This is a genomic window from Neisseria sp. HMSC058F07 (genome assembly GCF_001810035.1).
Classification (GTDB): domain Bacteria; phylum Pseudomonadota; class Gammaproteobacteria; order Burkholderiales; family Neisseriaceae; genus Neisseria; species Neisseria perflava.
Genome location: NZ_KV799687.1, coordinates 28,144 through 52,855, shown reverse-complemented (window position 1 = coordinate 52,855; position 24,712 = coordinate 28,144). Strand labels below are relative to the sequence as shown.

The following is a 24,712-nucleotide window of genomic DNA, read 5'->3' as shown; positions in this document are numbered from 1 at the left end:
AAAGGCCGTCTGAAATTGATTTTCAGACGGCCTTTTATTTATAGCTATTTGGTAAAACGTTTTTAGAAAATAATATCTTGATTATTTCCCTTTTTTCAAAATACCGGATTCTGCAATTTTTTTGGCAATGTCTTTAGCTGATCTTTTCAGAACATCTTTGCTATTTCCTCCAAATACTCCCATTGCCAACATACCGTCAGTTTGAATATTACCGACAATTTTTCCGCTTTCTTTATCAACCAGTGTTGTAACGATTTTTGACGTTGCTTTGCCTGCGCCAAAGCCCACCCAATAACGCAGAGCACGGTTTCCTTCATTAAAGTTTTCGATATTGATATTAATATCTAAGTCATCGCCTACGGTATAACCGAGAGTGGTTAATTCATTGTTCAAGTATTGGGTAAAAAGTGCGCGTGTATCAGATGGAATATGATCTTGGGAAAGATCACGAATAGTGTAGCTATGGTAGCTTTTTTCTTTTTGTCCGAAATCAACAGTACTGGTTGTTGAACAAGCAGATAAAGCAAAGGCTAATGCCGTTAGTGTGAGTAGTTTTTTCATGGTAAAAGTTCTCTTTTTTAATTGATAAAATGCTTAAGTTTAAGCAAATCGAATTATCAATCATTTTTTCTTTTCTTTCAATTTATTATGCTTATATATTAAGGTAATTCAAAGTTTAGCTTTATATAAACAAAAAAAGGCCGTCTGAAATTTCAGACGGCCTTTTATATTTGCAGGCTGATTATTTAAATATATTTTTAATAATGCCCATTACGCTGCGGGAAATGGCGTTGGTTACTTGGCGGTTGATTTGGCTGCCGATGGCGTCGGCAACGTTGTAGCCCAAACCTTGGCCGGATTTTTTGCGTCCGCCGCTCAAACCGCCGATCAGTCCGCCGAGAATGCCGGGATCGGCATTGGCAGCCTCTTTTTCTGCGGTTTTTTGCGCTTTTTCCTGCTCTTTGGCGGCATTTGTGGCTTCTTTTTCAGCGGCAGCCTGGCTGTCTGCTTCGGCCAATGCTTCAAAGGCGGAGTAGTTGTCCACCATGTCTTTGTAGGTTGGATACAAATCGTCGTTTTGGAACAGGCGGTTGCGTTCCTCTGCGGTAAGCGGGGTTAAGGAAGATTGCGGCGGCAGTATGAGGGCGCGTTCTACCGGCTCGGGCATACCTTTTTCATCAAGGAAGGAAACGAGGGCTTCGGCGACGCCGAGTTCGGCAATCGCTTCGGCAACTTTGATGTTTGGGTTGCTGCGGAAGGTTTCGGCAGCGGCTTTGACTGCTTTTTGGTCGCGCGGTGTGAAGGCACGCAGGGCGTGTTGTACGCGGTTACCCAGTTGGCCGAGAATAGTATCGGGCAAGTCGAGCGGGTTTTGGGTGACGAAATATACGCCCACGCCTTTGGAACGGATCAGGCGCACGACTTGTTCGATTTGTTCGACCAACGCATTGGCGGCATTGTCGAACATCAAATGCGCTTCGTCGAAGAACATCACAAATTTTGGTTTGTCCAAATCGCCGACTTCGGGCAGGGTTTCAAACAACTCCGCCAGCATCCACAGCAAAAACGCGCTGTACATACGCGGAGAGCACATTAGTTTTTCGGAATTAAGGATGTTGATGATGCCTTTGCCGTTGTCGGTTTGCATCCAGTCTTGCAGGTTGAGGGAAGGTTCGCCGAAGAATTTTTCTGCACCTTCGTTTTCCAAAGTCAGCAGTTGGCGTTGAATTGCGCCGATACTGGCGGCAGAAACGTTGCCGTATTGCGTGCGGTATTCCGAAGCATGGTCGGAAACGTGTTTCAACATGCTGCGCAGGTCTTTCAAGTCCAGAATGTGCCAGCCTCTGTCATCGGCAACTTTGAACACGAGGTTGAGCAGGCCTTCTTGCGTATCGTTCAGATTCATCAGGCGGGCCAAAAGCATAGGGCCCATTTCTGAAACGGTTACGCGTATGGGAATACCGGTTTCGCCGTAAACATCCCAAAAGCGCACGGGGAAATTTTGCAGCCAATGTTCGCCCAAATCAAACTCGGCGATGCGTTCGCCTACTTTGCCGCTGTTGGCACCGGCTTGCGCGATGCCTGACAAATCGCCTTTGACATCGACCAAGAATACAGGGACGCCTTCGCTGCTGAAGGCTTCCGCCATACGGCGTAGGGTAACGGTTTTACCCGTACCGGTCGCACCGGCGATCAAGCCGTGGCGGTTGGCCATTTTGCCTTGGATTTCGAGCGTTTTCCCGTCGGCACGCGCAATTTGAAATGTAGTCATGATTATTCCTTAGAATCCGTGATGTGAAACAATTTGTTGTCTTAAAAAACAAGCATTTTAACGTTTGCGGCGAGGGGATTCAACCAAGCAAAGTTTCAGACGGCCTTAAGTTTTGCAAAGGTTTTTTTGCAGTGATTGGACAAGGTTGAAATCTGCTATAATTCCATCCAATCCGCAACCGTCTGACAAGGCGGTTGTTTTCTTTGTTTTTTGAATATTTTTTACGAAAGCGAAAGTCGGAATGACTGCACAACAAGCCCCTTTGGGCGAAAAAACCATGGCCGTGCTGATGGCGATGTTGGTCGCGCTGATGCCGTTTTCTGTCGATGCCTATCTGCCTGCGATTCCCGAAATGGCAAAGTCGCTGGGTTCGGACATCCACCGTATTGAGCAAAGTCTGAGCTTTTTTATGTTTGGCGTGGCGTTTGGTCAGGTGGTCGGCGGTTCGATTTCGGATATTAAAGGCCGCAAACCTGTCGCCTTGGTGGGATTGAGCATTTATTTTGCCGCCGTTATCGGTTTGACGATGGTGAATAATGTCGAGCAGCTGTTGAACTTGCGTGCTTTGCAGGCGTTTGGCGCGGGGATGACCGTGGTGATTTCCGGTGCGATGGTGCGCGATTATTATTCCGGACGCAAAGCCGCGCAGATGTTTGCCTTAATCGGCATTATTCTGATGATTGTGCCATTGATGGCACCGATGATTGGTGCAGGCTTGCAGAATTTGGGCGGCTGGCGCATGATTTTCGGCTTTCTGGCCTGTTATTCGCTGCTGCTTTGGGGTTTGATGTGGTATTTCCTGCCCAAGCCACACCAAAAAGGCAAAATCAGCATGGACGTGTTCGGCGTGGTGGCCGGCAGGTTTAAACGCGTTTTGAGAACGCGCGCTGCAATGGGCTATTTGTTTTTCCAAGCTTTCAGTTTCGGTTCGATGTTTGCCTTTTTGACCGAATCATCGTTCGTGTACCAACACCTGTATCATGTTTCACCAAACCAATATGCTTGGATATTTGCGCTCAATATCATTACCATGATGTCGTTTAACCGCGTTACCGCATGGCGTTTGAAAACCGGTGCGCATCCGCAAAACATCCTCAAATGGGGCATTATCGTCCAATTCGCCGCCAATCTGCTGATGACGGTTTTGGTGTTGTCGCTGTCTTTGCCGCCTTTGTGGGCTTTGGTACCTTGCGTGATGTTTTCAGTTGGTACGCAAGGCTTAGTCGGTGCGAATACTCAAGCCTGCTTTATGAGCTATTTCAGCGCAGAGGGCGGCAGCGCAAATGCCGTTTTAGGCGTGTTCCAATCCCTTATCGGCGCATCGGTCGGCATGGCAACGACTTGGCTGCACAATGGTTCCGCCTTGGTGATGACCGGTATGATGTTGAGTTCGACCGTGTGTGGTATCGTGCTGTTGTGGATTTGCTCGCATCAGGCTTGGATGGAAAACGATAAAAAAGAATATGTTTAACCTTCAGGCCGTCTGAAAAACGGTTTCAGACGGCCTCGACTTTATATTGAAGAAATTAACCATGAGTACCAGCAAACAACGCCCCATCGGCGTATTCGATTCCGGTGTCGGCGGCTTGACCAACGTCCGCGCCCTGATGGAACGCCTGCCGATGGAAAACATCATCTATTTCGGCGATACCGCACGCGTTCCCTATGGCACCAAATCCCGCGCCACCATCGAAACCTTCGCCATGCAGATTGTCGATTTCCTGCTGGAAAACGATGTCAAAGCACTCGTCATCGCGTGCAACACCATCGCTGCCGTTGCCGGACAAAAAATCCGCCAAAAAGCAGGCAATATGCCCGTATTGGACGTCATTTCCGCCGGTGCGGAAGCTGCTTTGCAAACCACTAAAAACAACCGAATCGGCATTATCGCGACCAACACCACCGTCAACAGCAATGCCTACGCGCGTGCCATCCATTCAAAAAACAACGACACGCTGGTGCGCACACAAGCCGCGCCCCTGCTTGTGCCATTGGTAGAAGAAGGCTGGCTCGATCACGAAGTCACCCGCCTGACCGTGCGCGAATACTTGAAGCCGCTTTTGGCCGACGACATTGATACGCTGGTGTTGGGTTGTACCCACTTCCCACTGCTCAAACCGCTTATCGGCTGCGAAGCACAAAACGTTACCTTGGTCGACTCCGCCATCACCACCGCCGAAGCCACCGCCAAAGCCTTAGCGCAAGCAGGTTTGCTGAATACAGAAAACGACAACCCGGATTACCGCTTCTATGTCAGCGACATCCCACTGCGTTTCCGTACCATCGGCGAACGCTTCTTAGGCAGAAGTATGGAGCAGATTGAAATGGTAACGTTGGGTTGATGGGAAATATTAAAGGCCGTCTGAAATTTCAGACGGCCTTTGCTTTATAGCAAACTCGAAATTTAAGCCACGAAATCCAAACCTATATCCAACGAGCGGCTGCTGTGGGTCAGATAGCCGAGGGCGATGCCGTCCACGCCGGTTTGTGCCACGCGCTTCAGGCGGTCGAAGCCGATGCCACCCGATGCTTCGCAATAGATGGTGTGTGTGTGGACGGTTTGTGTGTGGCAGCGGTTTGCCGCTTCTTTCAAGGTTTCGTCGTCCATGTTGTCCAGCAAAATCCGTTCCGCGCCAGCCGCGATGGCTTCGTCCAGTTGTGCCAACGTGTCCACTTCGATTTCCACGCAAGTCAACGGTCCGACCGCCTGCTTCGCTTGCCGAACGGCTTGGGCGATGCTGCCGCAATAGGCGAGGTGGTTGTCTTTGATGAGTACGGCGTCGTCCAAGCCCATGCGGTGGTTTACGCCGCCGCCTGCCCTGACGGCGTATTTTTGCAGGACGCGAAGCAGTGGGATGGTTTTGCGGCTGCACACGATGTCCACATTGTAACCAGCAACTTCGGCTACTGCATGTGCGGTGGCGGTGGCGATGCCGCTCAAGTGCGTAAGATAGTTGAGCGCAGTACGTTCGACGGCGAGCAGCGCGCGGGCGTTTCCTGCGATGGTGGCAAGTGTCTGACCTACGCAAACGGCTTGCCCATCTTGGATTTCGGCTTGGAAACGGACGGACGGATCCATCGTCTGAAAGGCAAGACGCGCCAAATCCATGCCGGCGATAACGCCGTCTTTGCGGCTGACGAGGAAAAGTTTGGCGGTTTTGTCGGGAGTGATAACGGCGGCGGACGTAACATCGCCTCGCCTGCCTAAATCTTCGCTCAAGGCTTGTTCTACCATGGGGCGCAACAGGGTATCGGGTAGAGGAAGAAGATTGTTTTCAGACGACATGAAGGTTCCTTTGTTGAAAAATATTGATATTTGCCTGATGGGACAAAATTTAATTTGAGGCCGTCTGAAAATCAGTTAGTGGCTACCCAGCGGCAGTCCAATATCAGAAATCAGCTGATCGGGTAGGACGTCGTCGCGGAATCGGTAAAGCTGTGCAGGACGGCCTTTACTGCCTGATACGCCGGTATCCGACGGCTCGATGAGGTTTTGCTGCTGAATCTGGCGGCGGAAGTTTTGCTTGTGCAGCAATCTGCCGCTGATGGCTTCGACGCTGTTTTGCAGTTGCAGCAGTGTGAATTCGGGCGGCATCAGTTCAAAAATCACGGGGCGGTATTTGATTTTGGCTCGTAGGCGGGATAAGGCTGTCGCCAGTACGCGGCGGTGGTCGTGGCGCATAGGCTGCCCCGTGAGTGAGAAATTGAAGTTTTCCTGAGACTCGGCTGCTTCCGCTATCAGGCCGCTTTCGTATAGCATTTCATAGCGTTGCAAAACGTATTCTTCCGACCAATTTTCAGGTTCTACCCCCCAGCACAATTGAATGCGCTTGAGCCGCTTCTGGCGCACTTCCTCCGTATCCGCCGAGTTTGCCCAAATGCGCAGGCGGCTGACGATGGTATCGCGCAGCCCGCCGTCAGTGCGCAAATCTTCCCACGGAAAATAGCAGTAGCAGTCCTGCCATTTCGCGTCAGGATGCAGGATGCTGTCGGCTGCCTCGCGCACCAGCCCCAAATAGCTAACGTACAAGACAGGTAGGCCTTGCTCGTTTTGACGGCGCGTATCTACAAACGTATAAAGCTGTTCCACATAGCCCATAGGCTGTGATGTCTGTTTGGCAACCCACATTCTGACCCCTGCCTGCAAGGAGTGGCGAAGCGGTGCAAGCAGGCCATTGGGTAATAGCTCTCCTTTGGCAACTGTCAAAACCCTCAAGCTGCCGTTTGTAATGGCGATCAGTACAGGAACCAGCTCGACGATACTTTGCGTATTGGCTGCTGTTTCAGGATAGGCATCCATGCGTGGCTTTCATTCAAGAGAAAACCTTATTGTAAACCAAAGCGGTTTTCAGACGATCTTGCACATTATACTCAAGTTGAGCATAATATAAAAACTATTTCCAAACATAGACGGCAAACCTTTATGCCGTCTGAAAAACCAGCCATAAGGAAGCCTCATGCAAACCGCCGCCCGCCGCTCGTTCGATTACGATATGCCCCTCATCCAAACGCCGACTTCCGCCTGCCAAATCCGTCAGGCGTGGGCAAAGGTTGCCGACACGCCCGACCGCGAGACGGCAGGCCGTCTGAAAGATGAAATCAAGGCTTTGCTGAAGGAGAAAAACGCGGTCTTGGTGGCGCATTATTATGTTGATCCGCTGATTCAGGATTTGGCTTTGGAGACGGGCGGATGCGTGGGCGATTCGCTGGAAATGGCACGCTTCGGCGCGGAACATGAAGCTGACACATTGGTGGTGGCGGGCGTGCGCTTCATGGGAGAAAGCGCGAAAATCCTCTGCCCTGAAAAAACAGTGCTGATGCCTGATTTGGAAGCGGAATGTTCTTTAGATTTGGGTTGTCCCGAAGAAGCGTTTTCAGCGTTTTGCGACCAACACCCCGACCGTACGGTGGTGGTGTACGCCAACACTTCCGCTGCCGTGAAAGCGCGTGCCGATTGGGTGGTAACGTCTTCGGTGGCGTTGGAAATCGTGTCGTATTTGAAATCGCGCGGCGAGAAGCTGATTTGGGGACCCGACCGCCACCTCGGCGACTACATCCGCCGCGAAACGGGCGCGGATATGCTGTTGTGGCAGGGTTCGTGCATCGTCCATAACGAATTCAAAGGGCAGGAACTGGCGGCGTTGAAGGTGGAGCATCCCGACGCGGTGGTGCTGGTTCATCCTGAATCGCCGCAAAGCGTCATCGAACTGGGCGATGTGGTCGGCTCGACCAGCAAACTGCTCAAAGCCGCCGTATCTCGTCCCGAAAAAAAATTCATCGTGGCGACCGACTTGGGCATCCTGCACGAAATGCAAAAACAGGCGCCCGACAAAGAATTCATCGCCGCGCCGACGGCGGGCAACGGCGGAAGCTGCAAAAGCTGCGCGTTCTGCCCGTGGATGGCGATGAATTCGCTGGGCGGCATCAAATACGCCCTAACAAGCGGACGCAACGAAATCCTGTTGGACAGAAAGCTGGGCGAAGCCGCCAAACTGCCTTTGCAGCGTATGCTCGACTTCGCGGCAGGGTTGAAGAAAAAAGATGTGTTCAACGGCATGGGCCCCGCCTGATTTGCCATCCATATTGCCGTTTCAGACGACCCCTCAAACAAGGACAACACCATGCAAACCGATTGCGACGTATTGATTGCCGGAAACGGGCTGGCGGCACTGACGCTCGCCCTGTCGCTGCCTGAGTCGTTCCGCATCGTCATTTTGTGCAAAAACCGGCTGAACGACACCGCAAGCCGTCATGCGCAAGGAGGGATTGCGGCGGCGTGGTCGGGAGAGGACGACATCGAAAAACACGTTGCCGATACTTTGGAAGCGGGCGCGGGTTTGTGCGACGAAGCCGCCGTCCGCACTATCCTGTCGCAGGGCAAACCGGCAATCGAATGGTTGCTGGCGCAGGGCGTGGCGTTCGACCGGAATCATAATGACTTGCACCTGACGCGCGAAGGCGGGCACACCTGTCGCCGAATCGCCCACGTCGCCGACTACACGGGCGAAGCCGTCATGCAGAGCCTGATTGCCCAAATACGCCGCCGCCCGAACATCCGCGTTTGCGAGCGGCAGATGGCGTTGGACGTTCAAACCGAATCAGGCGCAGCGTGCGGACTGACCGTCCTCGACTGCCGAACGCAAGAAACCTACCGCATCCGTGCCCGCCACACCGTACTCGCAGGCGGCGGCTTGGGGCAGATTTACGCCGCCACCACCACGCCGCCCGAATGCACGGGCGACGCCATCGCCATGGCGATACGCGCAGGCTGCGCAGTCGAAAACCTCGAATTTATCCAATTCCACCCCACAGGCTTGGCAAGGTCGTCTGAAAACGGACGCACCTTCCTGATTTCCGAAGCCGTGCGCGGCGAAGGCGGCATCCTGACCAACCAAGCGGGCGAACGGTTTATGCCGCATTACGACCGCCGCGCCGAACTTGCGCCGCGCGACATCGTTGCCCGCGCCATCGCCGCCGAAATCGCCAAACAAACGCAAGATTTCGTCTCACTCGACATCAGCCGCCAACCCGCAGCGTTCGTCCGCCGGCATTTCCCGTCCATCCATCGGCACTGCCTGTCCCAATGCGGTTTGGACATCACGCACCAAGCCATCCCCGTCCGCCCCGTGCAACACTACACCTGCGGCGGCATCCAAACCGACCCCTGTGGCAGAACCTCCCTGCCGCAGCTCTACGCCTTAGGCGAAACCGCCTGCACCGGCTTGCACGGAGCCAACCGCCTTGCCAGCAACTCCCTGCTCGAATGTGTCGTTACCGCCAGACTTGCCGCCCAAACCATCGCGGACGGACAAGCATTCCAAGCCGAAACGTCTCCAAGGCCGTCTGAAAGCCCCTCCTCCGAAGCAGGCATCTTTTCAGACGACCTCCAAAACACATTCAGCCGCCCCGTCCTGCAAGCCTTCAACCAACGCCATCTCGGCATCCTCCGCAACGATGCCTGCCTGCGCCGCGCCATCGCCCAACTGCGGCTTTGGAAGCAAAACCAAGCCGAGCCGCACACCGCGTCCGAATACGAAAACCGCAATCTACTCGAATGCAGCCTCGCCGTCGCCCAAGCCGCATACAGGCGGAGACAGAACATAGGCGCGCATTTTAATAGTGATTGTTAAGGTTGGCAGGTCATAGAAAGTCGTTCAAATAAATTTGAATAGCATGGTTGAAAAGTTGGTATTCAGTCTTTATGGTTGCGTAAGTTGGGTTATCATTCTGTTCTAAAATCAGAAAGGCCGTCTGAAATATTTTTTAGACGGCCTTTTACTTCCTTAATATTTTATCTGTCTGATTGTTCCCATACGTTTTGCAGGTAGGCGTAGGTCAGGTCGGCAGTGTCGGATACCAGCGCGATGTCGCTGCCCAAATCTTCGGCTTTGCCCACGCCGATGGGCAATGCGCCGGCGGCTTTGATGGCGGCGACGCCGGCGGCGGCGTCTTCAATGCCAATGCATTGGCGGATGTCCGCGCCTACGCCCTCGGCTGCTGCGAGGAAGATGTCGGGGGCGGGTTTGGAATGCGCGACGGCGGCAGGGTCGGCAATGGCGTCGAAGAAGTGGGTCAGCCCCATGCGTTCCAGCAGAAACGGACCGTTTTTACTGGCGGACGCGAGGGCGATTTTTTTGCCGTTTACTTTCAATGCTTCCAGCAGGGGCAAAATGCCGGGATACACGTCTTCGGGTTTGACTGCCTGAATCATCTCGACGTAGTTGTTGTTTTTACGGCGGGTCAGTTCGGCGAACTCGGCTTCGCTGACGGTTTTGCCGCCGTGTGCGAGGATGCGTTTGAGCGAATCGTCGCGCGACACGCCTTTGAGCTGCTCGTTAAACTTGCGGTCAATACTGATGCCCAGTTCTTCGGCGAGCTTTTTCCATGCGCGGTAGTGGTATTCGGCGGTGTCGGTGATGACGCCGTCGAGGTCAAAGAGCACTGCGGTAAAAGTCATTTTGCGCCCTCCTTATTTTTCCAATGCAACGGTGTGGCTGCCGTTGAGCGTGATGTCTTTGCCGTACACCTGCAAATCGAGCGGCTCGCCTTTGAGCAGGGTGAAGACGACGTTTTCTTTGCCGACGGCGACTTTAATCAGACGGCCTCGGTAGTTGATATGGAAGGCGTAGCCTGTCCATGCGCTCGGCAGGAACGGTGCGAAGCTGAGTTTGCCGCCCCAAGTTTTCATTTGGGCGAAACCTTGGACGATGGCGAGCCACGAGCCGGTCATAGAAGTAATGTGCAGGCCGTCTTCGGTGTCGTTGTTGTAGTTGTCCAAGTCCAGGCGGGCAGTGCGCTGGTACATTTCCACGGCTTTTTCTTCTTTGCCCAGTTCGGCGGCGAGGATGGAGTGGATACATGGAGACAACGAGCTTTCATGAACGGTCATCGGTTCGTAGAAGTCGAAGTTGCGGCGTTTTTCGTCGATATTGAAACGGTCGCCGAAGAAGTAGATGCCTTGCAATACGTCCGCCTGTTTGATGAAGGGCGAACGCAGGATTTTGTCCCACGACCATTTCTGGTTGAGCGGCAAATCGTCGGGCGAAAGCGCGGACACGGGGCGGATGTCTTTGTCGAGGAAGCCGTCGTGTTGGACGAATACGCCGAGTTCTTCGTCATGCGGACGGTACATATTCGCGCTGATGTCCGCCCATTTTTCCAGCTCGGCGGCACTCACGTTCAAATCCGGACGCGGGTATTTCGCCAAGGCTTCGTGGGTGTAATCCAATACCCATGCAGCGAGGGTGTTGGTGTACCAGTTGTTGTTGATGTTGTTTTCGTATTCGTTCGGGCCGGTTACGCCGTGAATCATGTATTTGCCGTTGCGTTTGGAAAAGTGGACGCGGTCCGCCCAGAAGCGGGACACTTCGACCAAGACTTCCAAGCCTTCTTTGGCAAGATAGCTTTCGTCGCCGGTGTAGTTGGTGTAGTTGTAGATGGCGTAAGGAATCGCGCCGTTGCGGTGGATTTCCTCGAAGGTGATTTCCCATTCGTTGTGGCACTCGATGCCCGTAAACGTCACCATCGGATAGAGTGCGCCTGCCAAGCCTTGTTCGCGCGCGTTGTGTTGCGCCTGCGGCAGTTGGTTGCGGCGGTATTGCAGCAGGTTGCGGGTAACTTCGGGTTCCGCTAGTGCGAGGTAGAGCGGCACGGCGTAGGCTTCGGTGTCCCAATAGGTCGCGCCGCCGTATTTTTCGCCGGTAAAACCTTTGGGGCCGATATTCAGGCGCGCGTCTTCGCCGTAGTAGGTGGAGAACAGTTGGAACAGGTTGAAGCGGATGCCTTGTTGCGCTTCGTCGCTGCCTTCGATGACCACGTCGGCGATTTCCCAACGGTGCAGCCAGCCTGCTTTGTGTGCGTCCAGCAAGGTTTCAAATGCAACGCCTGCGATTTTTTCCGACAAGGCGCGACCTGCGGCTTTCACTGCTTCCAAGCCCTGATAATCGCGGCTGGTAGTAACAATCACGCGTTTTTCAAAGGTTTCGGGCGTGCTGCCGACTTTAGCTTCAAAAGAATTGGAGACCTGCCAGTCGGTTTGGCTGCCGCCAAGGGCTTTGAAGCTGCCGGCGAAGGTTTGCTCGGCGTTGACGATGAATTGTTCCACGCCGAAGGGATTGGCAACGGTTTGGGTGGCAATGTAGGAGTGGTCGTCTGAAACGCCTTTGTCTAATACCTGCCAGAATTTTTCTTCGTAGTTGGAGTCTTCGTTTTTCACGTCGGCATCGATGATGGAATCGATGCGGACTTGGTGGGTTTTGCCGTCAACGGATACGGCTTCCCAGCGGATAACCGCCAGCTCTTTTTGCGCGACGGACAGGAATTTGCACACATCGAAACGCACGCCGAATACGGTGAACGAGCGGCGCAACACGCCGTGCTGCATATCGAGTTCGATGGAGAAGTCGGCAACGTCGTTTTTCGCCAAGTCCACTTCCTGATTGTCGACAAAGATTTTAACTTTGCTGAAATTGAGCGCATTGATGGCTTTGCCAAAATATTTAGGATAGCCGTTTTTCCACCAACCGACGCGGGTTTTGTCGGGGAACCAAACACCGGCGATGTAGGTGCCCAAGTGGCTGTCGGCGGAGTAGGTTTCTTCAAAGTTGCCGCGCATACCCATATAGCCGTTGCCCAAACTGGTCAGGCTCTCTTGCAGCCGTTTGTATTCTTTTTCCAGTTTTGCCGAACGCAATGTCCAAGGGCTGATTTCCATGATTCTTGTGTACATTTATGAAGCTCCTGTTATTAAAATCGTAAGTTCGGCAAAGGTTTCAGACGGCCTTTGCCGATGGTATGGATGGATTATTCGCCGTGGGTCTCTTTAATCAGACATACTGAGAAGGCTCCCAGCAGCAAGACTGCGCCTGCAACCAAGAACATGGTTGCCTGATGGCTGCCCAGCATAGGGAAGAGGATAAAGCTCAGCAGCGAAGCGACGATTTGAGGCATACAGATAGAGCCGTTAAACAGGCCTAAATAAGTACCCATGTGTTTGCCTGAGAGGGCATTGGTCACAATCGTCAAAGGATAGGTAATGATACCGGCCCACGCAATACCGATTAAGGTATAAGACAACACTAGCGCGTATTGATTGCTGATGAAGAAAACGGAGAAGAAACCAAGTGCACCCAAAGCCAAGCAACCGAAATAACCGGCTTTATGGTATTTATTCGGTACTTTTGCCAGAATAAACGAGCAGATAACGGCAGCAATGGATTGTACCGCCGCCAAAACGCCGTACCAGTTGCCTGCTTCTTGGTAGCCTACGGAGGAGGCATCGGTTGTCTGCCAAACGTTTTCTGCAATCGCGCCTGCCGAGTAAGTCCACATATATTGGAAAGCGAACCAACAGAAGAATTGCACCAAAGTCACTGTCCAAAACGCTTTAGGTGCGGTTTTTAAGAGTTCGAACCAGTTGGCTTTTTCCTGATTTGCGGCTACGTCGATGCCGTGGTAGCGGGCGTAGGTTTCCGGATCATACTCTTTGACTTTGAAGATGGTGAACGCACTGGTAATAATCAGTAAGGCTGCGCCCACATAGAATGCTACGACCACGGTCTGCGGCACGACGCCTTTTTCGGCCGTGTTCGCCAAACCGATATACGCAAACACAAACGGCAGAATCGCCGCCACAACCGCGCCCGTATTCGCTAAGAAACTTTGAATCCCGTAGGCGTAGCTTTTCTGCTCCTCGTTGACCATGTCGCCGACCATCATTTTAAACGGCTGCATTGCCATATTGGAGGATACGTCCAACAGCGCAATCATCAGCGCGCCAAACGACAAAGCCGCCAAAGAAGCGTAGCCAAAACCGAAGCTGCCCGAGTTCGGCATCAGAATCATGACGATAACCGCAATCAGCGTACCGTAAAGCAGATAGGGAAGACGGCGGCCGCCCAAGCGCGGCATCCAAGTGCGGTCTGAGTAGTAGCCCACAATCGGTTGAACCAACATACCGGCCAATGGCGGCAGAATGAAAAACCAGCCCAAATTATGCGGGTCGGCGCCTAAAGTTTGAAAAATTCGGCTCATTTGTGAGCTTTGCAGGGTAAAGGCCGTCTGAACGCCGAGATAGCCGAAGCTCAGCATCCAAATCGTACTTTTTGCCAGTGACGGCAAACCTTGTTTTGCTGTTTTTTGCGTATTTTCCGACATGAGGTAAATCCTTTTTTTAAAAAGTATTTTTATTGAGAAATCTGAAAGGTTCCTTGGTGTGGTGTTCTCTGTCGTTATTGTTTGTGTGCGTACTTTCAAGGATATTAGGTGCATTTTATGAAGCGCGCCGGATATTGGCAATGCCAGTTCAAGGATAAACTGGCTTAAATCAAATTTTTTGTGGTTTGGCATTGATACCGTCGGGCAATAAGGGTATCGGTTCGGTGCGGTGTATATTTTGATGCTTATTTCTATTTTCAGACGGCATTTGAACAAGCAAGTATTGGGGCAATAGGTTAAAATGGGCCGTCTGAAATTTGTTTGACGGAAACGAGAAAACTATGTCCCAACAATACGTCTATTCTATGCTGCGCGTGAGCAAGGTTGTACCGCCGCAAAAAACCATTATTAAAGACATTTCCCTTTCATTTTTCCCCGGTGCAAAAATCGGTTTGCTCGGTTTGAACGGTGCGGGTAAATCTACTGTACTGCGGATTATGGCGGGTGTGGATAAGGAATTTGAGGGCGAAGCCGTGCCAATGGGCGGCATTAAAATCGGCTACCTGCCGCAAGAGCCCGAGCTTGATCCTGAGAAAACTGTGCGCGAGGAAGTGGAAAGCGGTTTGGGCGAAGTGGCTGCCGCGCAGAAACGCTTGGAAGAAGTGTATGCCGAGTACGCCAATCCCGATGCGGATTTTGATGCGTTGGCGGAAGAACAAGGCCGCTTGGAAGCGATTATTGCGGCGGGTTCGTCTACCGGCGGCGGTGCAGAGCATGAATTGGAAATTGCTGCCGACGCGTTGCGCCTGCCTGATTGGGATGCCAAAATCGGCAATCTGTCCGGTGGTGAAAAACGCCGCGTCGCTTTGTGCAAACTCTTGTTGAGCAAGCCCGATATGCTACTGCTTGACGAGCCGACCAACCACTTGGACGCAGAATCTGTCGAATGGCTGGAGCAATTCTTGGTACGCTTCCCAGGTACCGTGGTTGCGGTAACGCACGACCGCTACTTCTTGGACAATGCCGCCGAATGGATTTTGGAACTCGACCGCGGACACGGTATCCCGTGGAAAGGCAATTACTCGTCTTGGCTGGAGCAGAAAGAAAAACGCTTGGAAAACGAGGCGAAATCCGAAGCTGCGCGCGTGAAAGCGATGAAGCAGGAATTGGAATGGGTGCGCCAAAATGCCAAAGGCCGCCAAGCCAAGTCCAAAGCGCGTTTGGCGCGTTTTGAAGAAATGAGCAACTACGAATACCAAAAACGCAATGAAACGCAGGAAATCTTCATTCCTGTCGCCGAGCGTTTGGGTAACGAAGTGATTGAATTTGTGAATGTTTCCAAATCGTTTGGCGACAAAGTGCTGATTGACGATTTGAGCTTCAAAGTGCCTGCGGGCGCGATTGTCGGCATCATCGGCCCGAACGGCGCGGGTAAATCGACGCTGTTCAAAATGATTGCGGGCAAAGAGCAGCCCGATTCCGGCGAAGTGAAAATCGGGCAAACCGTGAAAATGAGCCTGATTGACCAAAGCCGCGAAGGTTTGCAAAACGACAAAACCGTGTTCGACAACATTGCCGAAGGCCGCGACATTTTGCAGGTTGGGCAGTTTGAAATCCCCGCCCGCCAATATTTGGGTCGTTTCAACTTCAAAGGCAGCGACCAAAGCAAAATCGCGGGGCAGCTTTCCGGCGGTGAACGCGGACGTTTGCACTTGGCAAAAACCTTGTTGAGCGGCGGCAATGTGTTACTGTTGGACGAACCGTCTAACGACCTTGACGTAGAAACCCTACGCGCGCTGGAAGATGCATTGCTGGAATTTGCCGGCAGCGTGATGGTGATTTCGCACGACCGCTGGTTCCTCGACCGCATCGCTACGCACATTCTCGCTTGTGAAGGCGACTCTAAATGGGTGTTCTTTGACGGCAACTATCAGGAATACGAAGCCGACAAGAAACGCCGTTTGGGCGAAGAGGGCGCGAAACCGAAACGTATCCGTTATAAACCGGTAACACGTTAAGCAGGTTTGAACCAAAAGGCCGTCTGAAACTTTTAATGTTTCAGACGGCCTTTTATTTTTGATGTTTATGATTGTTTTCTTAATTGCGGATGGTTTTCCAATGTATCAATGATGATTTCAATCATGCGTGGGGCAGTTTGCGCTAAATCGAAGCCTTGACCTGAAGAAAGCCAGCGCCAAATCAAGCCGTCTAATGAAGACTTGATGAAGATGACTGCCATATCGATATCCAAATTATCCGCCAACGCTTTTTGTTGTACCGCGTCAGTCAGGACAGCAACGATTTTTTCACGCCATAGTGATTGGTGTTTTTTAGCGATGGCAATGACCGCCTCGTTTTGCTCGGTGTGTTCGCATTTTAAAAACAAAATGCTGTGGAATTTATAGCGAAGCTCGTTGTGTTGCAGGCGCTCGAAAAAACGGGTCAGGGTCAGTCGGAAGCTTGACCAAGCCTGTTCGTTATTGTTGTTCGAGTCTTCTTTTATGCAGCTTTCGATGTCGTCGCAAATCCGTTGGAACAAGGCGTCAAACAAATCTTCTTTGTTTTTGAAATGCCAATACAGCGCGCCGCGCGTTACGCCTGCAGCTTGGGCGATTTCGTTAAGCGAAGTGCGGGCAATGCCTTTCTGATAAAACGTATCCAATGCGGCAAGCATGAGATATTCTTTGGTTTTTAAGGCTTCGGTTTTGGTTCTTCTCATAGTTGTTTTGTAGGAAATGTAAATTTATGGTTCGGATTATAAAAAATTACTTCTGAACATGCAAGAATGTATGTATAATTTAATTCAATACTTGATAGTGTTTCTCAACACTATATAATCAGCCTGTTTTTCATAAAAGCAGGCAATTTCTGTTTGTGAAATATGAGATTAAAGTAATCAATTTTCAATTAGTCAAACCCTTATTTATCATAGAGATAGGAAAATTATGGCTCTTTATGCTTCTAAAATGATGCGTGTCGCGGCAATTGCAGCAGCTACTGCGTTGGCGCTTTCCGCTTGCGGCAAAGGCGATGAAAAAGCAGCCGGCCAACAGGCGCAAGGCAGTCAGCAACAGCAAAAACAACCTGCGCCTGAAGTCCGCGTGGTTACCGTGCATCCGGAAACCGTTGCATTGACAACCGAGTTGCCGGGCCGTCTGGAATCATTGCGTACTGCCGAAGTTCGCGCCCAAGTCGGCGGTATTCTGCAAAAACGCCTCTTCCAAGAGGGCAGCTATGTGCAAGCCGGTCAGCCTTTATATCAAATCGACAGCTCATCTTATGAAGCAAATTTAGAAAGCGCACGCGCCCAGTTGGCAAGTGCGCAAGCTACTTTGGCTAAAGCGAATGCCGACTTAGCCCGCTATAAACCGCTGGTTGCCGCCGATGCCATCAGCCAACAAGAATATGATGCGGCCGTAACGGCCAAGCGTTCAGCAGAGGCAGGCGTCAAATCCGCTCAAGCAGCCATCAAATCTGCCGGTATCAGCCTGAACCGCTCCCGCATTACTGCGCCGATTTCCGGCTTTATCGGTCAATCTAAAGTTTCTGAAGGTACGCTGCTGAATTCCGGCGATACCACTGTTTTGGCCACCATCCAACAAACCAATCCGATGTATGTCAATGTTACCCAGTCTGCGAGTGAGGTCATGAAACTACGTCAACAGGTTGCCGAAGGCAAATTGTTGGCGGCAAACGGCGCGATTGCAGTGGATATCAAATTTGACGACGGTACGGTTTACCCTGAAAAAGGCCGTCTGCTGTTTGCAGATCCGACTGTCAACGAAACAACCGGTCAAATTACCTTGCGCGCCGCCATTCCTAACGACAGAAATATCTTGATGCCGGGCTTGTATGTGCGCGTGTTGATGGAACAAGTTGCAGTGGATAATGCATTTGTAGTGCCACAACAAGCAGTTACCCGCGGTTCGCAAGATACTGTGATGGTAGTGAATGACAAGAGCGAAATGGAAGCGCGTGTCGTGACCATTGCCCAACAGCAAGGTAGCAATTGGGTGATTACAGATGGCCTGAAAGACGGCGACAAAGTGATTGTTGAAGGCATCAGCATTGCCGCTATGTCGGGTGCTAAACAGGTAACGCCGAAAGAATGGACGCCGCCTGCAAACGCTGCGGCAGCAACACCAGCAGTTTCAGACGGCCAGGCTGCATCCGAGGCCAAGCCTGAAGCTAAAGCTGCATCTGAAGCTAAATAAGGAACGCATGAATGTCTAAGTTTTTTATTGACCGCCCCATTTTTGCATGGGTTATTGCGATTTTTATCATCGCAGCGGGTATTTTCGGCATTCAAAAACTGCCGATTTCCCAATATCCGTCCGTTGCAGCGCCGACCATTACTTTGCGCGCTACTTATCCGGGCGCTTCTGCTCAGGTAATGGAAGACAGCGTACTGGCCGTTATCGAACGTAATATGTACGGTGTGGAAGGTTTGGACTATATGACGACTTCTGCCAATTCCAGCGGCAGCGGCAGCGTCAGTCTGACGTTTACACCGGAAACCAATGAAGATTTGGCGCAGGTAGACGTGCAGAACAAATTGTCGGAAGTGTTGTCCACATTGCCGTCTACCGTACAGCAATATGGTGTAACCGTATCTAAAGCGCGTTCCAACTTCTTGCAAGTGGTCATGCTTTCTTCTGAAAAGCAATCCATTGAGGAAATGAACGATTACGCCCAGCGCAATATCATTCCTGAACTGCAGCGTATCGACGGGGTAGGGCAGGTACAATTGTTTGGTGCGCAACGCGCCATGCGTATTTGGGTTGATCCGAAAAAACTGCAAAACTACAACCTGTCTTTTGCAACGGTAACCAACGCACTTGCGACACAAAATATCCAAATTTCTGCAGGCTCTATCGGCTCTTTGCCGGCGGCTGCAGGTCAGACTATTTCAGCAACTGTGACGGCGCAAGGTCAGCTGAGCACTGCTGAAGAGTTTGGCAACATCATTTTGGTATCCAATACCGATGGTTCTAATGTCTATCTGAAAGACGTTGCCAAAGTCAGCTTGGGTATGCAGGACTATTCTTCTTCCACCCGTTTGAACGGCGTGAATACCACCGGTATGGCAGTGATGCTGTCTAACAGCGGTAACGCATTGGCAACGGCGACTGCCGTGAAAGAAAAAATGGCGGTTTTGCAGAAGTATTTTCCAGACGGCATGAGCTGGAAAGTTCCTTACGATACTTCCAAATTTGTGGAAATTTCGATTGAGAAAGTGATCCATACACTTTTGGAAGCCATTGTTTTGGTATTCTTGGTGATGTATCTCTTCCTGCAAAATATCCGCTATACGCTGATTCCGACCATTGTTGTACCGATTTCCCTGTTGGGCGGTTTTGCCTTCATCTCATACATGGGTATGTCGATTAACGTATTGACCATGTTTGCGATGGTATTGGTGATTGGTATTGTGGTCGATGACGCGATTGTGGTCGTTGAAAACGTTGAGCGTATCATGGCGAGCGAAGGTTTATCGCCTAAGGCTGCCACCAAAAAAGCGATGGGTCAGATTTCCGGCGCGGTTATCGGTATTACTGCGGTGTTGATGTCCGTATTTGTGCCGCTGGCAATGTTTAGCGGTGCAACCGGTAACATTTACAAACAGTTTGCCTTGACCATGGCGGCATCTATCGGCTTCTCCGCATTCCTTGCTTTGACGCTGACTCCGGCATTGTGTGCCACCATGCTCAAACCGATTCAGAAGGGTCATCACGAAGAGAAAAAAGGTTTCTTTGGTTGGTTTAACAAGAAATTCGACAGCTGGACACACGGCTACGAAGGCTGGGTTGCCAAAGTCTTGCGCAAGACTTTGCGCATGATGGTTGTCTATATTGGCTTGACTGTTGTGGGCGTATTCTTGTTTATGCGTCTGCCGACTTCCTTCTTGCCGTCTGAAGACCAAGGTAACTTGATGTTGAGCGTGCAGCTGCCTGCCGGCGCAACCAAAGAGCGTACCGATGCAACTTTGGCTCAAATCACTCAACTGGCGAAATCTGTACCTGAGATCGAGAACATTATTACCGTTTCCGGCTTTAGTTTTAGCGGTTCCGGCCAAAACATGGCTTTGGGCTTTGTCATTCTGAAAGACTGGAGCGAACGTACTACTCCGGGCAGCGATGCGACTTCTATTTCCGGTAAGTTGACCGGCATGATGATGGCTACGCTGAAAGACGGTTTCGGTTTGGCGATTGTGCCTCCTGCCATTATGGAATTGGGTACAGGCTCCGGCTTGACGATTTACCTGCAAGACCGTAACAACAGCGGCCATGCTGCATTGTTGGCCAAGCGCAATGAGTTGATTGACAAAATGCGCAAAAGCGGTTTGTTTAACCCAAGTACCGTTCGTGCGAGCGGTTTGGAAGATGCGCCGCAGTTGAAAATCGACATCAACCGTTCCGCAGCAGCCGCACAAGGTATTTCGTTCTCTGATATCCGTACTGCTTTGGCTTCTTCTTTGGGTTCGTCTTATGTAAACGACTTTCCGAATCAAGGCCGTCTGCAACGCGTGATGGTACAAGCTGATGCGAGTGCCCGTATGCAGCCTGCCGATATTCTGAACCTGACCGTGCCGAACAAATCCGGCGTTGCCGTACCGCTTTCTACCATTGCTACTGTTTCTTGGGAAAACGGTATGGAACAAAGCGTCCGCTTCAATGGTTATCCGGCAATGGAGCTTTCCGGCTCGCCTGTTAATGGCGTATCTTCCGGTCAAGCCATGGCTGCGGTACAGCAAATGGTTGATGACATGGGCGGCGGTTACAGTCTGGAATGGGGCGGCCAGTCTCGTGAAGAGGCCAAAGGCGGCTCACAAACTGTCGTATTGTACGCATTGGCCGCTGCCGCTGTATTCTTGGTATTGGCTGCTTTGTACGAAAGCTGGTCTATCCCGTTGGCGGTTATCCTTGTGATTCCGTTGGGCTTGATTGGTGCGGCATTGGGCGTGACCGGCCGTAACATGTTTGAAGCACTGCTGGGCAGTATTCCGGCATATGCCAACGATATCTACTTCCAAGTCGGTTTCGTTACGGTGATGGGTTTGAGTGCGAAAAACGCGATTTTGATTATCGAGTTTGCCAAAGACCTGCAAGCGCAAGGCAGGAGCGCGCTTGAAGCTGCGCTTGCCGCCGCACACCTGCGTTTCCGTCCGATTATCATGACTTCGTTCGCCTTCATCTTGGGCGTGGTACCGCTTTATGTTGCCAGCGGTGCCAGCTCCGCCAGCCAACGTGCAATTGGTACGACCGTGTTCTGGGGTATGTTGATCGGTACGATTCTGTCCGTGTTCCTTGTGCCTTTGTTCTATGTGGTTGTGCGCAAATTCTTTAAAGAAACCGCACACGAGCATGAGATAGCCGCCAAACACGCCGCTGAAGCCGGCATGATTGAAGACGGTAAACACGATTCAGACAAGCACTAAAGCAAAGGCCGTCTGAAAATTTTCAGACGGCCTCAAAATGCTAAAGGATTCTAAAATGAAGAAGATTACATTCAAACCTGTACTGACCGCCGTTGCCGCAGCCGTGGCTTTGTCGGCCTGTACCATGATACCGAAATATGAGCAGCCTCAAGTTGCCGTGGACGATACGTTTAAATACGACACTGTTGACGACGGTATCCGTGCCGCTGAATTGGGTTGGCAAGATTACTTTGCCGATCCGCGCCTTCACCGCCTGATCGACATCGCATTAGAACGCAATACCGATTTGCGTACAGCCGCACTGAATGCGGAAATCTACCGCAAGCAATATATGATTGCGCGTAATAATTTGTTGCCAACCGTCAATGCCAGCGGTACAGGTTCGCGTCAAGGCAGCTTGAGCGGCGGCAGCGTCAGCAGCCAATACAGCGTGGGTTTGGGCGCAGCCTCTTATGAACTTGACCTTTTCGGTCGTGTCCGCAGCACCAGCGAAGCCGCGTTGCAAGGTTATTTCAATGTGGCCGCCAACCGCGATGCCGCGCATCTGACCTTGATTTCTACCGTTGCCAAAGCCTACTTTAACGAACGCTACGCCGAAGAAACCATGGCATTGGCACAACGCGTATTGCAAACCCGTGAAGCGACTTACAAGCTCTCGCAATTACGCCATAAGGCCGGTGTGATTTCCGCCGTTGATTTGCGCCAACAGGAAGCACTGATTGAATCGGCCAAAGCCGATTACGCATCCGCGGTAAAAAACCGCGAGCAAGCGCGCAATTCTTTGGCCATGCTGATTAATCAACCTTTGCCTGAAGACCTGCCTGCCGGTTTGCCTTTGAGCAAACAGTTCAAATTGACCAAACTGCCTGCCGGTTTGAGTTCGGACGTGTTGCTCAACCGTCCGGATATCCGCGCGGCCGAACACGCGCTCAAACAAGCCAATGCCAATATCGGTGCGGCTCGTGCGGCGTTTTTCCCACGCATCAGTCTGACCGGTTCTGTCGGTACAGCTTCCGGCGAGTTGAGCGGCCTGTTTAAGAGCGGCACAGGTATTTGGGCTTTTGCACCGTCCATCACATTGCCTATCTTTGACTGGGGCACAAACAAAGCCAATCTTGACGTAGCCAAACTGCGCCAACAGGCACAAATCGTTGCTTATGAGGCCGCTGTTCAATCCGCATTCAAAGACGTTTCCAATGCGTTGGTTGCACGCGAGCAGCTGGATAAAAGCTACGCCGCTTTGAGCAAACAAAGCCGTGCCTACAATGACAGCCTGCGCCTCATCAGCCTGCGCTACAAACATGGCGTATCCAGCGCATTGGATTTGCTGGATGCCGAGCGCAGCAGTTACAGCGCGGATACTGCTCTTTTAGCCAATCAGTTGACCCGTCTGGAAAACCTTGCCGACTTGTATAAAGCACTTGGCGGCGGTTTGAAACGTGAGACCAAAGCTGCCGAATAAATATTTGCCTGCTAAGATTAAAAGGCCGTCTGAAACATTTGGATTTCAGACAGCCTTTTTGTTATGCGGCAATTCTAAGCTTTCAATTTCTCGCTTAAAGTGGCGGCATAGGCTGCGCGTTCGTTACGGCTGGCTTCGGGCTGGTGTGTGTTGAGCGAAGACCATTTGCGGTTGCTACGCGCTTTGTTGAGTTCGCTTGGCAATTTGGCCGCATTCCATGGCGCTTTGCGTTCTTTTAGCTCGATATGCGACTGAGCCGCATGGCCGCGCGTTTGCAAGACGTGCAACAAATCCAGTGCGCGTGCGGCGAGCAGGGTAAGGGTTTCCGGATCGGTATGCAGGGTTTGCCTGCCGTTGATTTTGTCGGTGATGTCTTGGGCATTGGGCAAAATGCCGCCCAACAGGCCGCCGATGGCCGTACCCAAACCAAGTGAGCCGCCAAGCGTGGCAATATCCAAGCCTAAGCCGATGAGTGCACCTGCGGTTGCGCCGGTACCGGTACGGATGCCGTAATGTTTGAGCAATTCGCTGTCAAACGGATCTTGTTTGAAGGCTTTGGGCATCCATGTGCTGTCGCTGCCGACTTCGTCGTGATAGAAGCGGTAAAGTGTGAACAGGCGTTGTTGCATTTGCCGCTCAAGTTGGCGGATTTCCGATTGCATGACTTCCAAAGTCGGGGCAGGGTCGTCGTTTTCGGCAATTTCTTGGGTAAATGCGGCGGCATCCAGCAGAAAATCGGCAATTTCACGGCGCGCTTCCGTATCCAGCAGTTGCCACTCGCGACGGCGCATATTGATGAGGCGGTCGAGGATGTCGCGCTTGGGTAACATGGTGGCAAGGTTGTCCCACAATCGGATTTCGCCTTCAAAGTCGAAGGCAACGGTATCGAAACCGGCGTAAACATGCAGGTTTCTGCGGGCGAGCATATTGGTCCAAGCGGTCAGGTCTTGATTTTGGGTGAAGTTGAACACGGGCATGATGGGCTTGGCGCACCAAGACAAAATAGTCAGCTCGTCTTTGTATTTGTCGAGGACGGGTTCCCGCGAATCGATGACGTACATGGCCATATCGCTTTGCATGACTTGGCGCAGAACTTTGGCCTCTTGGTTAAACTCGTGATGCGATTCATGGCTGTTGAGGAATTGCTGGATGCGCTCAATGCCGTCATCGCGTGCGGATGTATGGGTTTCCAGCCAGTCCAACACGCCGCCGGCATCTTCAAGGCCGGGTGTGTCGTAGAGATAAACCAGGCTGTCGTCGCCGTCGTTGATAAGGGCTTCTTCGACATGGCGCGTGGTGGAGGGCGCGTTTTTCACTTCGCCGAAGGTGCTGTCGCGCAAAAGCGTACGTAAGAGCGAGGTTTTGCCTGTGTTAGTATGGCCGACGACGGCAAGGGAAAGTGGGGTGGTCATGGTTGTGGGTTGGGTTGATATGGACTATGAATGTGTGAGTATGGAGCCGTTTATCTTTAGTGGCAATATATGTTTCAGACGGCCCTAAATTCTTTTTATATATGGGCGAAAATAGCAAGAAAAAGAGGGGAATAGTGGATTTGTTGTTTTTTAGCAAAATACTTGAAAATAGATGGGAAAACAGTTGACAGGAGGGTAGAAGGCTAGGATAATTCGCGCCGTTGAGTTGCTTGATGCAGCTTGATTTTTCTCCTCTATTTCTCCTTTGTAGACTTGGCGCATATCAAAACGGTATGCGCATTTTTTTATCTACATTGAAACATGATTACATTTAAGATCTGTTAATTGAATAATTAAGAAACTTTACAAGAAAAATACTTGCGCGGTTGAATATCTTGTTGCATAATTCGTTTCGTTAGCTGGTTCGAGTAGTCAGTTAATAGTTTCTCCTCTATTTCTCCTTTGTAGACTTG

Annotated in this window: 17 protein-coding genes; 8 read left to right on the top strand and 9 right to left on the bottom strand. The window is 51.5% G+C overall.

The window, feature by feature from the left end; genetic code table 11:
- Nucleotides 1-81 precede the first annotated feature (81 nt).
- Together HMPREF2696_RS06575 and HMPREF2696_RS06570 are read right to left on the bottom strand one after the other, a co-directional pair.
- Nucleotides 82-561, bottom strand: a complete 480-nt coding sequence (locus HMPREF2696_RS06575; RefSeq protein ID WP_049343922.1) for a DUF4410 domain-containing protein — start codon at nucleotides 559-561, stop codon at nucleotides 82-84.
- A gap of 181 nt (nucleotides 562-742) precedes the next feature.
- On the bottom strand, nucleotides 743-2,272 hold the full coding sequence (locus tag HMPREF2696_RS06570; RefSeq protein ID WP_070588164.1) for a helicase HerA-like domain-containing protein: 1,530 nt from the start codon (nucleotides 2,270-2,272) through the stop codon (nucleotides 743-745).
- A 241-nt stretch (nucleotides 2,273-2,513) separates the two neighbouring features.
- Between HMPREF2696_RS06570 and HMPREF2696_RS06565 the strand changes: the two genes are divergently transcribed.
- Both HMPREF2696_RS06565 and murI read left to right on the top strand, forming a co-directional pair.
- Nucleotides 2,514-3,743, top strand: coding sequence for a multidrug effflux MFS transporter (locus tag HMPREF2696_RS06565; RefSeq protein ID WP_070588162.1), 1,230 nt, complete (start codon nucleotides 2,514-2,516; stop codon nucleotides 3,741-3,743).
- A 61-nt stretch (nucleotides 3,744-3,804) separates the two neighbouring features.
- Entirely contained in the window at nucleotides 3,805-4,614 is an 810-nt protein-coding gene (gene murI, locus HMPREF2696_RS06560; protein WP_049343929.1) for a glutamate racemase, read from the top strand.
- Between the two features lie 62 nt (nucleotides 4,615-4,676).
- Here the strand turns inward: murI and nadC are convergent, their stop codons facing one another.
- Both nadC and HMPREF2696_RS06550 read right to left on the bottom strand, forming a co-directional pair.
- Entirely contained in the window at nucleotides 4,677-5,558 is an 882-nt protein-coding gene (gene nadC / locus HMPREF2696_RS06555; RefSeq protein ID WP_004520494.1) for a carboxylating nicotinate-nucleotide diphosphorylase, read from the bottom strand.
- 75 nt (nucleotides 5,559-5,633) lie between these two features.
- Nucleotides 5,634-6,572 (bottom strand): NUDIX hydrolase, encoded by a 939-nt coding sequence (locus tag HMPREF2696_RS06550; RefSeq protein ID WP_049343932.1) that lies wholly within the window; start codon nucleotides 6,570-6,572, stop codon nucleotides 5,634-5,636.
- 157 nt (nucleotides 6,573-6,729) lie between these two features.
- On the opposite strand from HMPREF2696_RS06550, the gene nadA reads away from it, so the two are divergent.
- Nucleotides 6,730-7,842 (top strand): quinolinate synthase NadA, encoded by a 1,113-nt coding sequence (gene nadA, locus HMPREF2696_RS06545; RefSeq protein WP_070588160.1) that lies wholly within the window; start codon nucleotides 6,730-6,732, stop codon nucleotides 7,840-7,842.
- Nucleotides 7,843-7,893: 51 nt separating this feature from the next.
- Nucleotides 7,894-9,402 (top strand): L-aspartate oxidase, encoded by a 1,509-nt coding sequence (gene nadB / locus HMPREF2696_RS06540; protein WP_070588158.1) that lies wholly within the window; start codon nucleotides 7,894-7,896, stop codon nucleotides 9,400-9,402.
- Nucleotides 9,403-9,563: 161 nt separating this feature from the next.
- Here the strand turns inward: nadB and pgmB are convergent, their stop codons facing one another.
- The 3 genes from pgmB to HMPREF2696_RS06525 all read right to left on the bottom strand — a co-directional run bounded on the left by pgmB (nucleotide 9,564) and on the right by HMPREF2696_RS06525 (nucleotide 13,927).
- The gene (pgmB, locus tag HMPREF2696_RS06535; protein WP_070588157.1) at nucleotides 9,564-10,229 is read right to left on the bottom strand and encodes a beta-phosphoglucomutase; all 666 of its coding nucleotides are present in this window, start codon (nucleotides 10,227-10,229) and stop codon (nucleotides 9,564-9,566) included.
- Nucleotides 10,230-10,241: 12 nt separating this feature from the next.
- Nucleotides 10,242-12,500 carry a glycoside hydrolase family 65 protein gene (locus HMPREF2696_RS06530; protein WP_070588156.1) on the bottom strand — a complete coding sequence of 753 codons (2,259 nt, stop codon included), beginning with the start codon at nucleotides 12,498-12,500 and terminating at the stop codon, nucleotides 10,242-10,244.
- Between the two features lie 74 nt (nucleotides 12,501-12,574).
- The gene (locus HMPREF2696_RS06525; protein ID WP_070588154.1) at nucleotides 12,575-13,927 is read right to left on the bottom strand and encodes an SLC45 family MFS transporter; all 1,353 of its coding nucleotides are present in this window, start codon (nucleotides 13,925-13,927) and stop codon (nucleotides 12,575-12,577) included.
- A 341-nt stretch (nucleotides 13,928-14,268) separates the two neighbouring features.
- Here HMPREF2696_RS06525 and ettA point away from each other — a divergent pair, with 341 nt between their 5' ends.
- A complete protein-coding gene (gene ettA, locus HMPREF2696_RS06520) occupies nucleotides 14,269-15,945 on the top strand; it encodes an energy-dependent translational throttle protein EttA (RefSeq protein WP_003685028.1) in 1,677 nt (558 codons plus the stop codon).
- Nucleotides 15,946-16,010: 65 nt separating this feature from the next.
- On the opposite strand, the gene HMPREF2696_RS06515 is transcribed toward ettA, so the two are convergent.
- A complete protein-coding gene (locus HMPREF2696_RS06515) occupies nucleotides 16,011-16,646 on the bottom strand; it encodes a multidrug efflux system transcriptional repressor MtrR (RefSeq protein WP_070583340.1) in 636 nt (211 codons plus the stop codon).
- A gap of 226 nt (nucleotides 16,647-16,872) precedes the next feature.
- On the opposite strand from HMPREF2696_RS06515, the gene HMPREF2696_RS06510 reads away from it, so the two are divergent.
- From HMPREF2696_RS06510 to HMPREF2696_RS06500, 3 genes are read left to right on the top strand one after another with little or no spacing between them, the layout of a single operon-like run.
- Complete coding sequence (locus tag HMPREF2696_RS06510) at nucleotides 16,873-18,141, top strand: efflux RND transporter periplasmic adaptor subunit (RefSeq protein ID WP_070588152.1); 1,269 nt, start codon at nucleotides 16,873-16,875, stop codon at nucleotides 18,139-18,141.
- An 11-nt stretch (nucleotides 18,142-18,152) separates the two neighbouring features.
- Complete coding sequence (locus HMPREF2696_RS06505; protein WP_070588151.1) at nucleotides 18,153-21,365, top strand: efflux RND transporter permease subunit; 3,213 nt, start codon at nucleotides 18,153-18,155, stop codon at nucleotides 21,363-21,365.
- Nucleotides 21,366-21,420: 55 nt separating this feature from the next.
- Nucleotides 21,421-22,827, top strand: coding sequence for an efflux transporter outer membrane subunit (locus HMPREF2696_RS06500; RefSeq protein ID WP_141746353.1), 1,407 nt, complete (start codon nucleotides 21,421-21,423; stop codon nucleotides 22,825-22,827).
- 74 nt (nucleotides 22,828-22,901) lie between these two features.
- On the opposite strand, the gene HMPREF2696_RS06495 is transcribed toward HMPREF2696_RS06500, so the two are convergent.
- The gene (locus HMPREF2696_RS06495; RefSeq protein ID WP_070588148.1) at nucleotides 22,902-24,239 is read right to left on the bottom strand and encodes a GTPase/DUF3482 domain-containing protein; all 1,338 of its coding nucleotides are present in this window, start codon (nucleotides 24,237-24,239) and stop codon (nucleotides 22,902-22,904) included.
- Nucleotides 24,240-24,712: the final 473 nt, after the last annotated feature.

What these genes read in the sequence shown, in the direction of transcription:
- nadA (WP_070588160.1), top strand. Translation starts at nt 6,730, where the DNA reads ATGCAAACCGCCGCCCGCCGCTCGTTCGATTACGATATGCCCCTCATC.
- nadB (WP_070588158.1), top strand. Translation starts at nt 7,894, where the DNA reads ATGCAAACCGATTGCGACGTATTGATTGCCGGAAACGGGCTGGCGGCA.
- HMPREF2696_RS06565 (WP_070588162.1), top strand. Translation starts at nt 2,514, where the DNA reads ATGACTGCACAACAAGCCCCTTTGGGCGAAAAAACCATGGCCGTGCTG.
- nadC (WP_004520494.1), bottom strand. Translation starts at nt 5,558, where the DNA reads ATGTCGTCTGAAAACAATCTTCTTCCTCTACCCGATACCCTGTTGCGC.
- HMPREF2696_RS06510 (WP_070588152.1), top strand. Translation starts at nt 16,873, where the DNA reads ATGGCTCTTTATGCTTCTAAAATGATGCGTGTCGCGGCAATTGCAGCA.
- murI (WP_049343929.1), top strand. Translation starts at nt 3,805, where the DNA reads ATGAGTACCAGCAAACAACGCCCCATCGGCGTATTCGATTCCGGTGTC.
- HMPREF2696_RS06495 (WP_070588148.1), bottom strand. Translation starts at nt 24,239, where the DNA reads ATGACCACCCCACTTTCCCTTGCCGTCGTCGGCCATACTAACACAGGC.
- HMPREF2696_RS06505 (WP_070588151.1), top strand. Translation starts at nt 18,153, where the DNA reads ATGTCTAAGTTTTTTATTGACCGCCCCATTTTTGCATGGGTTATTGCG.
- ettA (WP_003685028.1), top strand. Translation starts at nt 14,269, where the DNA reads ATGTCCCAACAATACGTCTATTCTATGCTGCGCGTGAGCAAGGTTGTA.
- HMPREF2696_RS06530 (WP_070588156.1), bottom strand. Translation starts at nt 12,500, where the DNA reads ATGTACACAAGAATCATGGAAATCAGCCCTTGGACATTGCGTTCGGCA.
- HMPREF2696_RS06500 (WP_141746353.1), top strand. Translation starts at nt 21,421, where the DNA reads ATGAAGAAGATTACATTCAAACCTGTACTGACCGCCGTTGCCGCAGCC.
- HMPREF2696_RS06550 (WP_049343932.1), bottom strand. Translation starts at nt 6,572, where the DNA reads ATGGATGCCTATCCTGAAACAGCAGCCAATACGCAAAGTATCGTCGAG.
- HMPREF2696_RS06515 (WP_070583340.1), bottom strand. Translation starts at nt 16,646, where the DNA reads ATGAGAAGAACCAAAACCGAAGCCTTAAAAACCAAAGAATATCTCATG.
- pgmB (WP_070588157.1), bottom strand. Translation starts at nt 10,229, where the DNA reads ATGACTTTTACCGCAGTGCTCTTTGACCTCGACGGCGTCATCACCGAC.
- HMPREF2696_RS06525 (WP_070588154.1), bottom strand. Translation starts at nt 13,927, where the DNA reads ATGTCGGAAAATACGCAAAAAACAGCAAAACAAGGTTTGCCGTCACTG.
- HMPREF2696_RS06570 (WP_070588164.1), bottom strand. Translation starts at nt 2,272, where the DNA reads ATGACTACATTTCAAATTGCGCGTGCCGACGGGAAAACGCTCGAAATC.
- HMPREF2696_RS06575 (WP_049343922.1), bottom strand. Translation starts at nt 561, where the DNA reads ATGAAAAAACTACTCACACTAACGGCATTAGCCTTTGCTTTATCTGCT.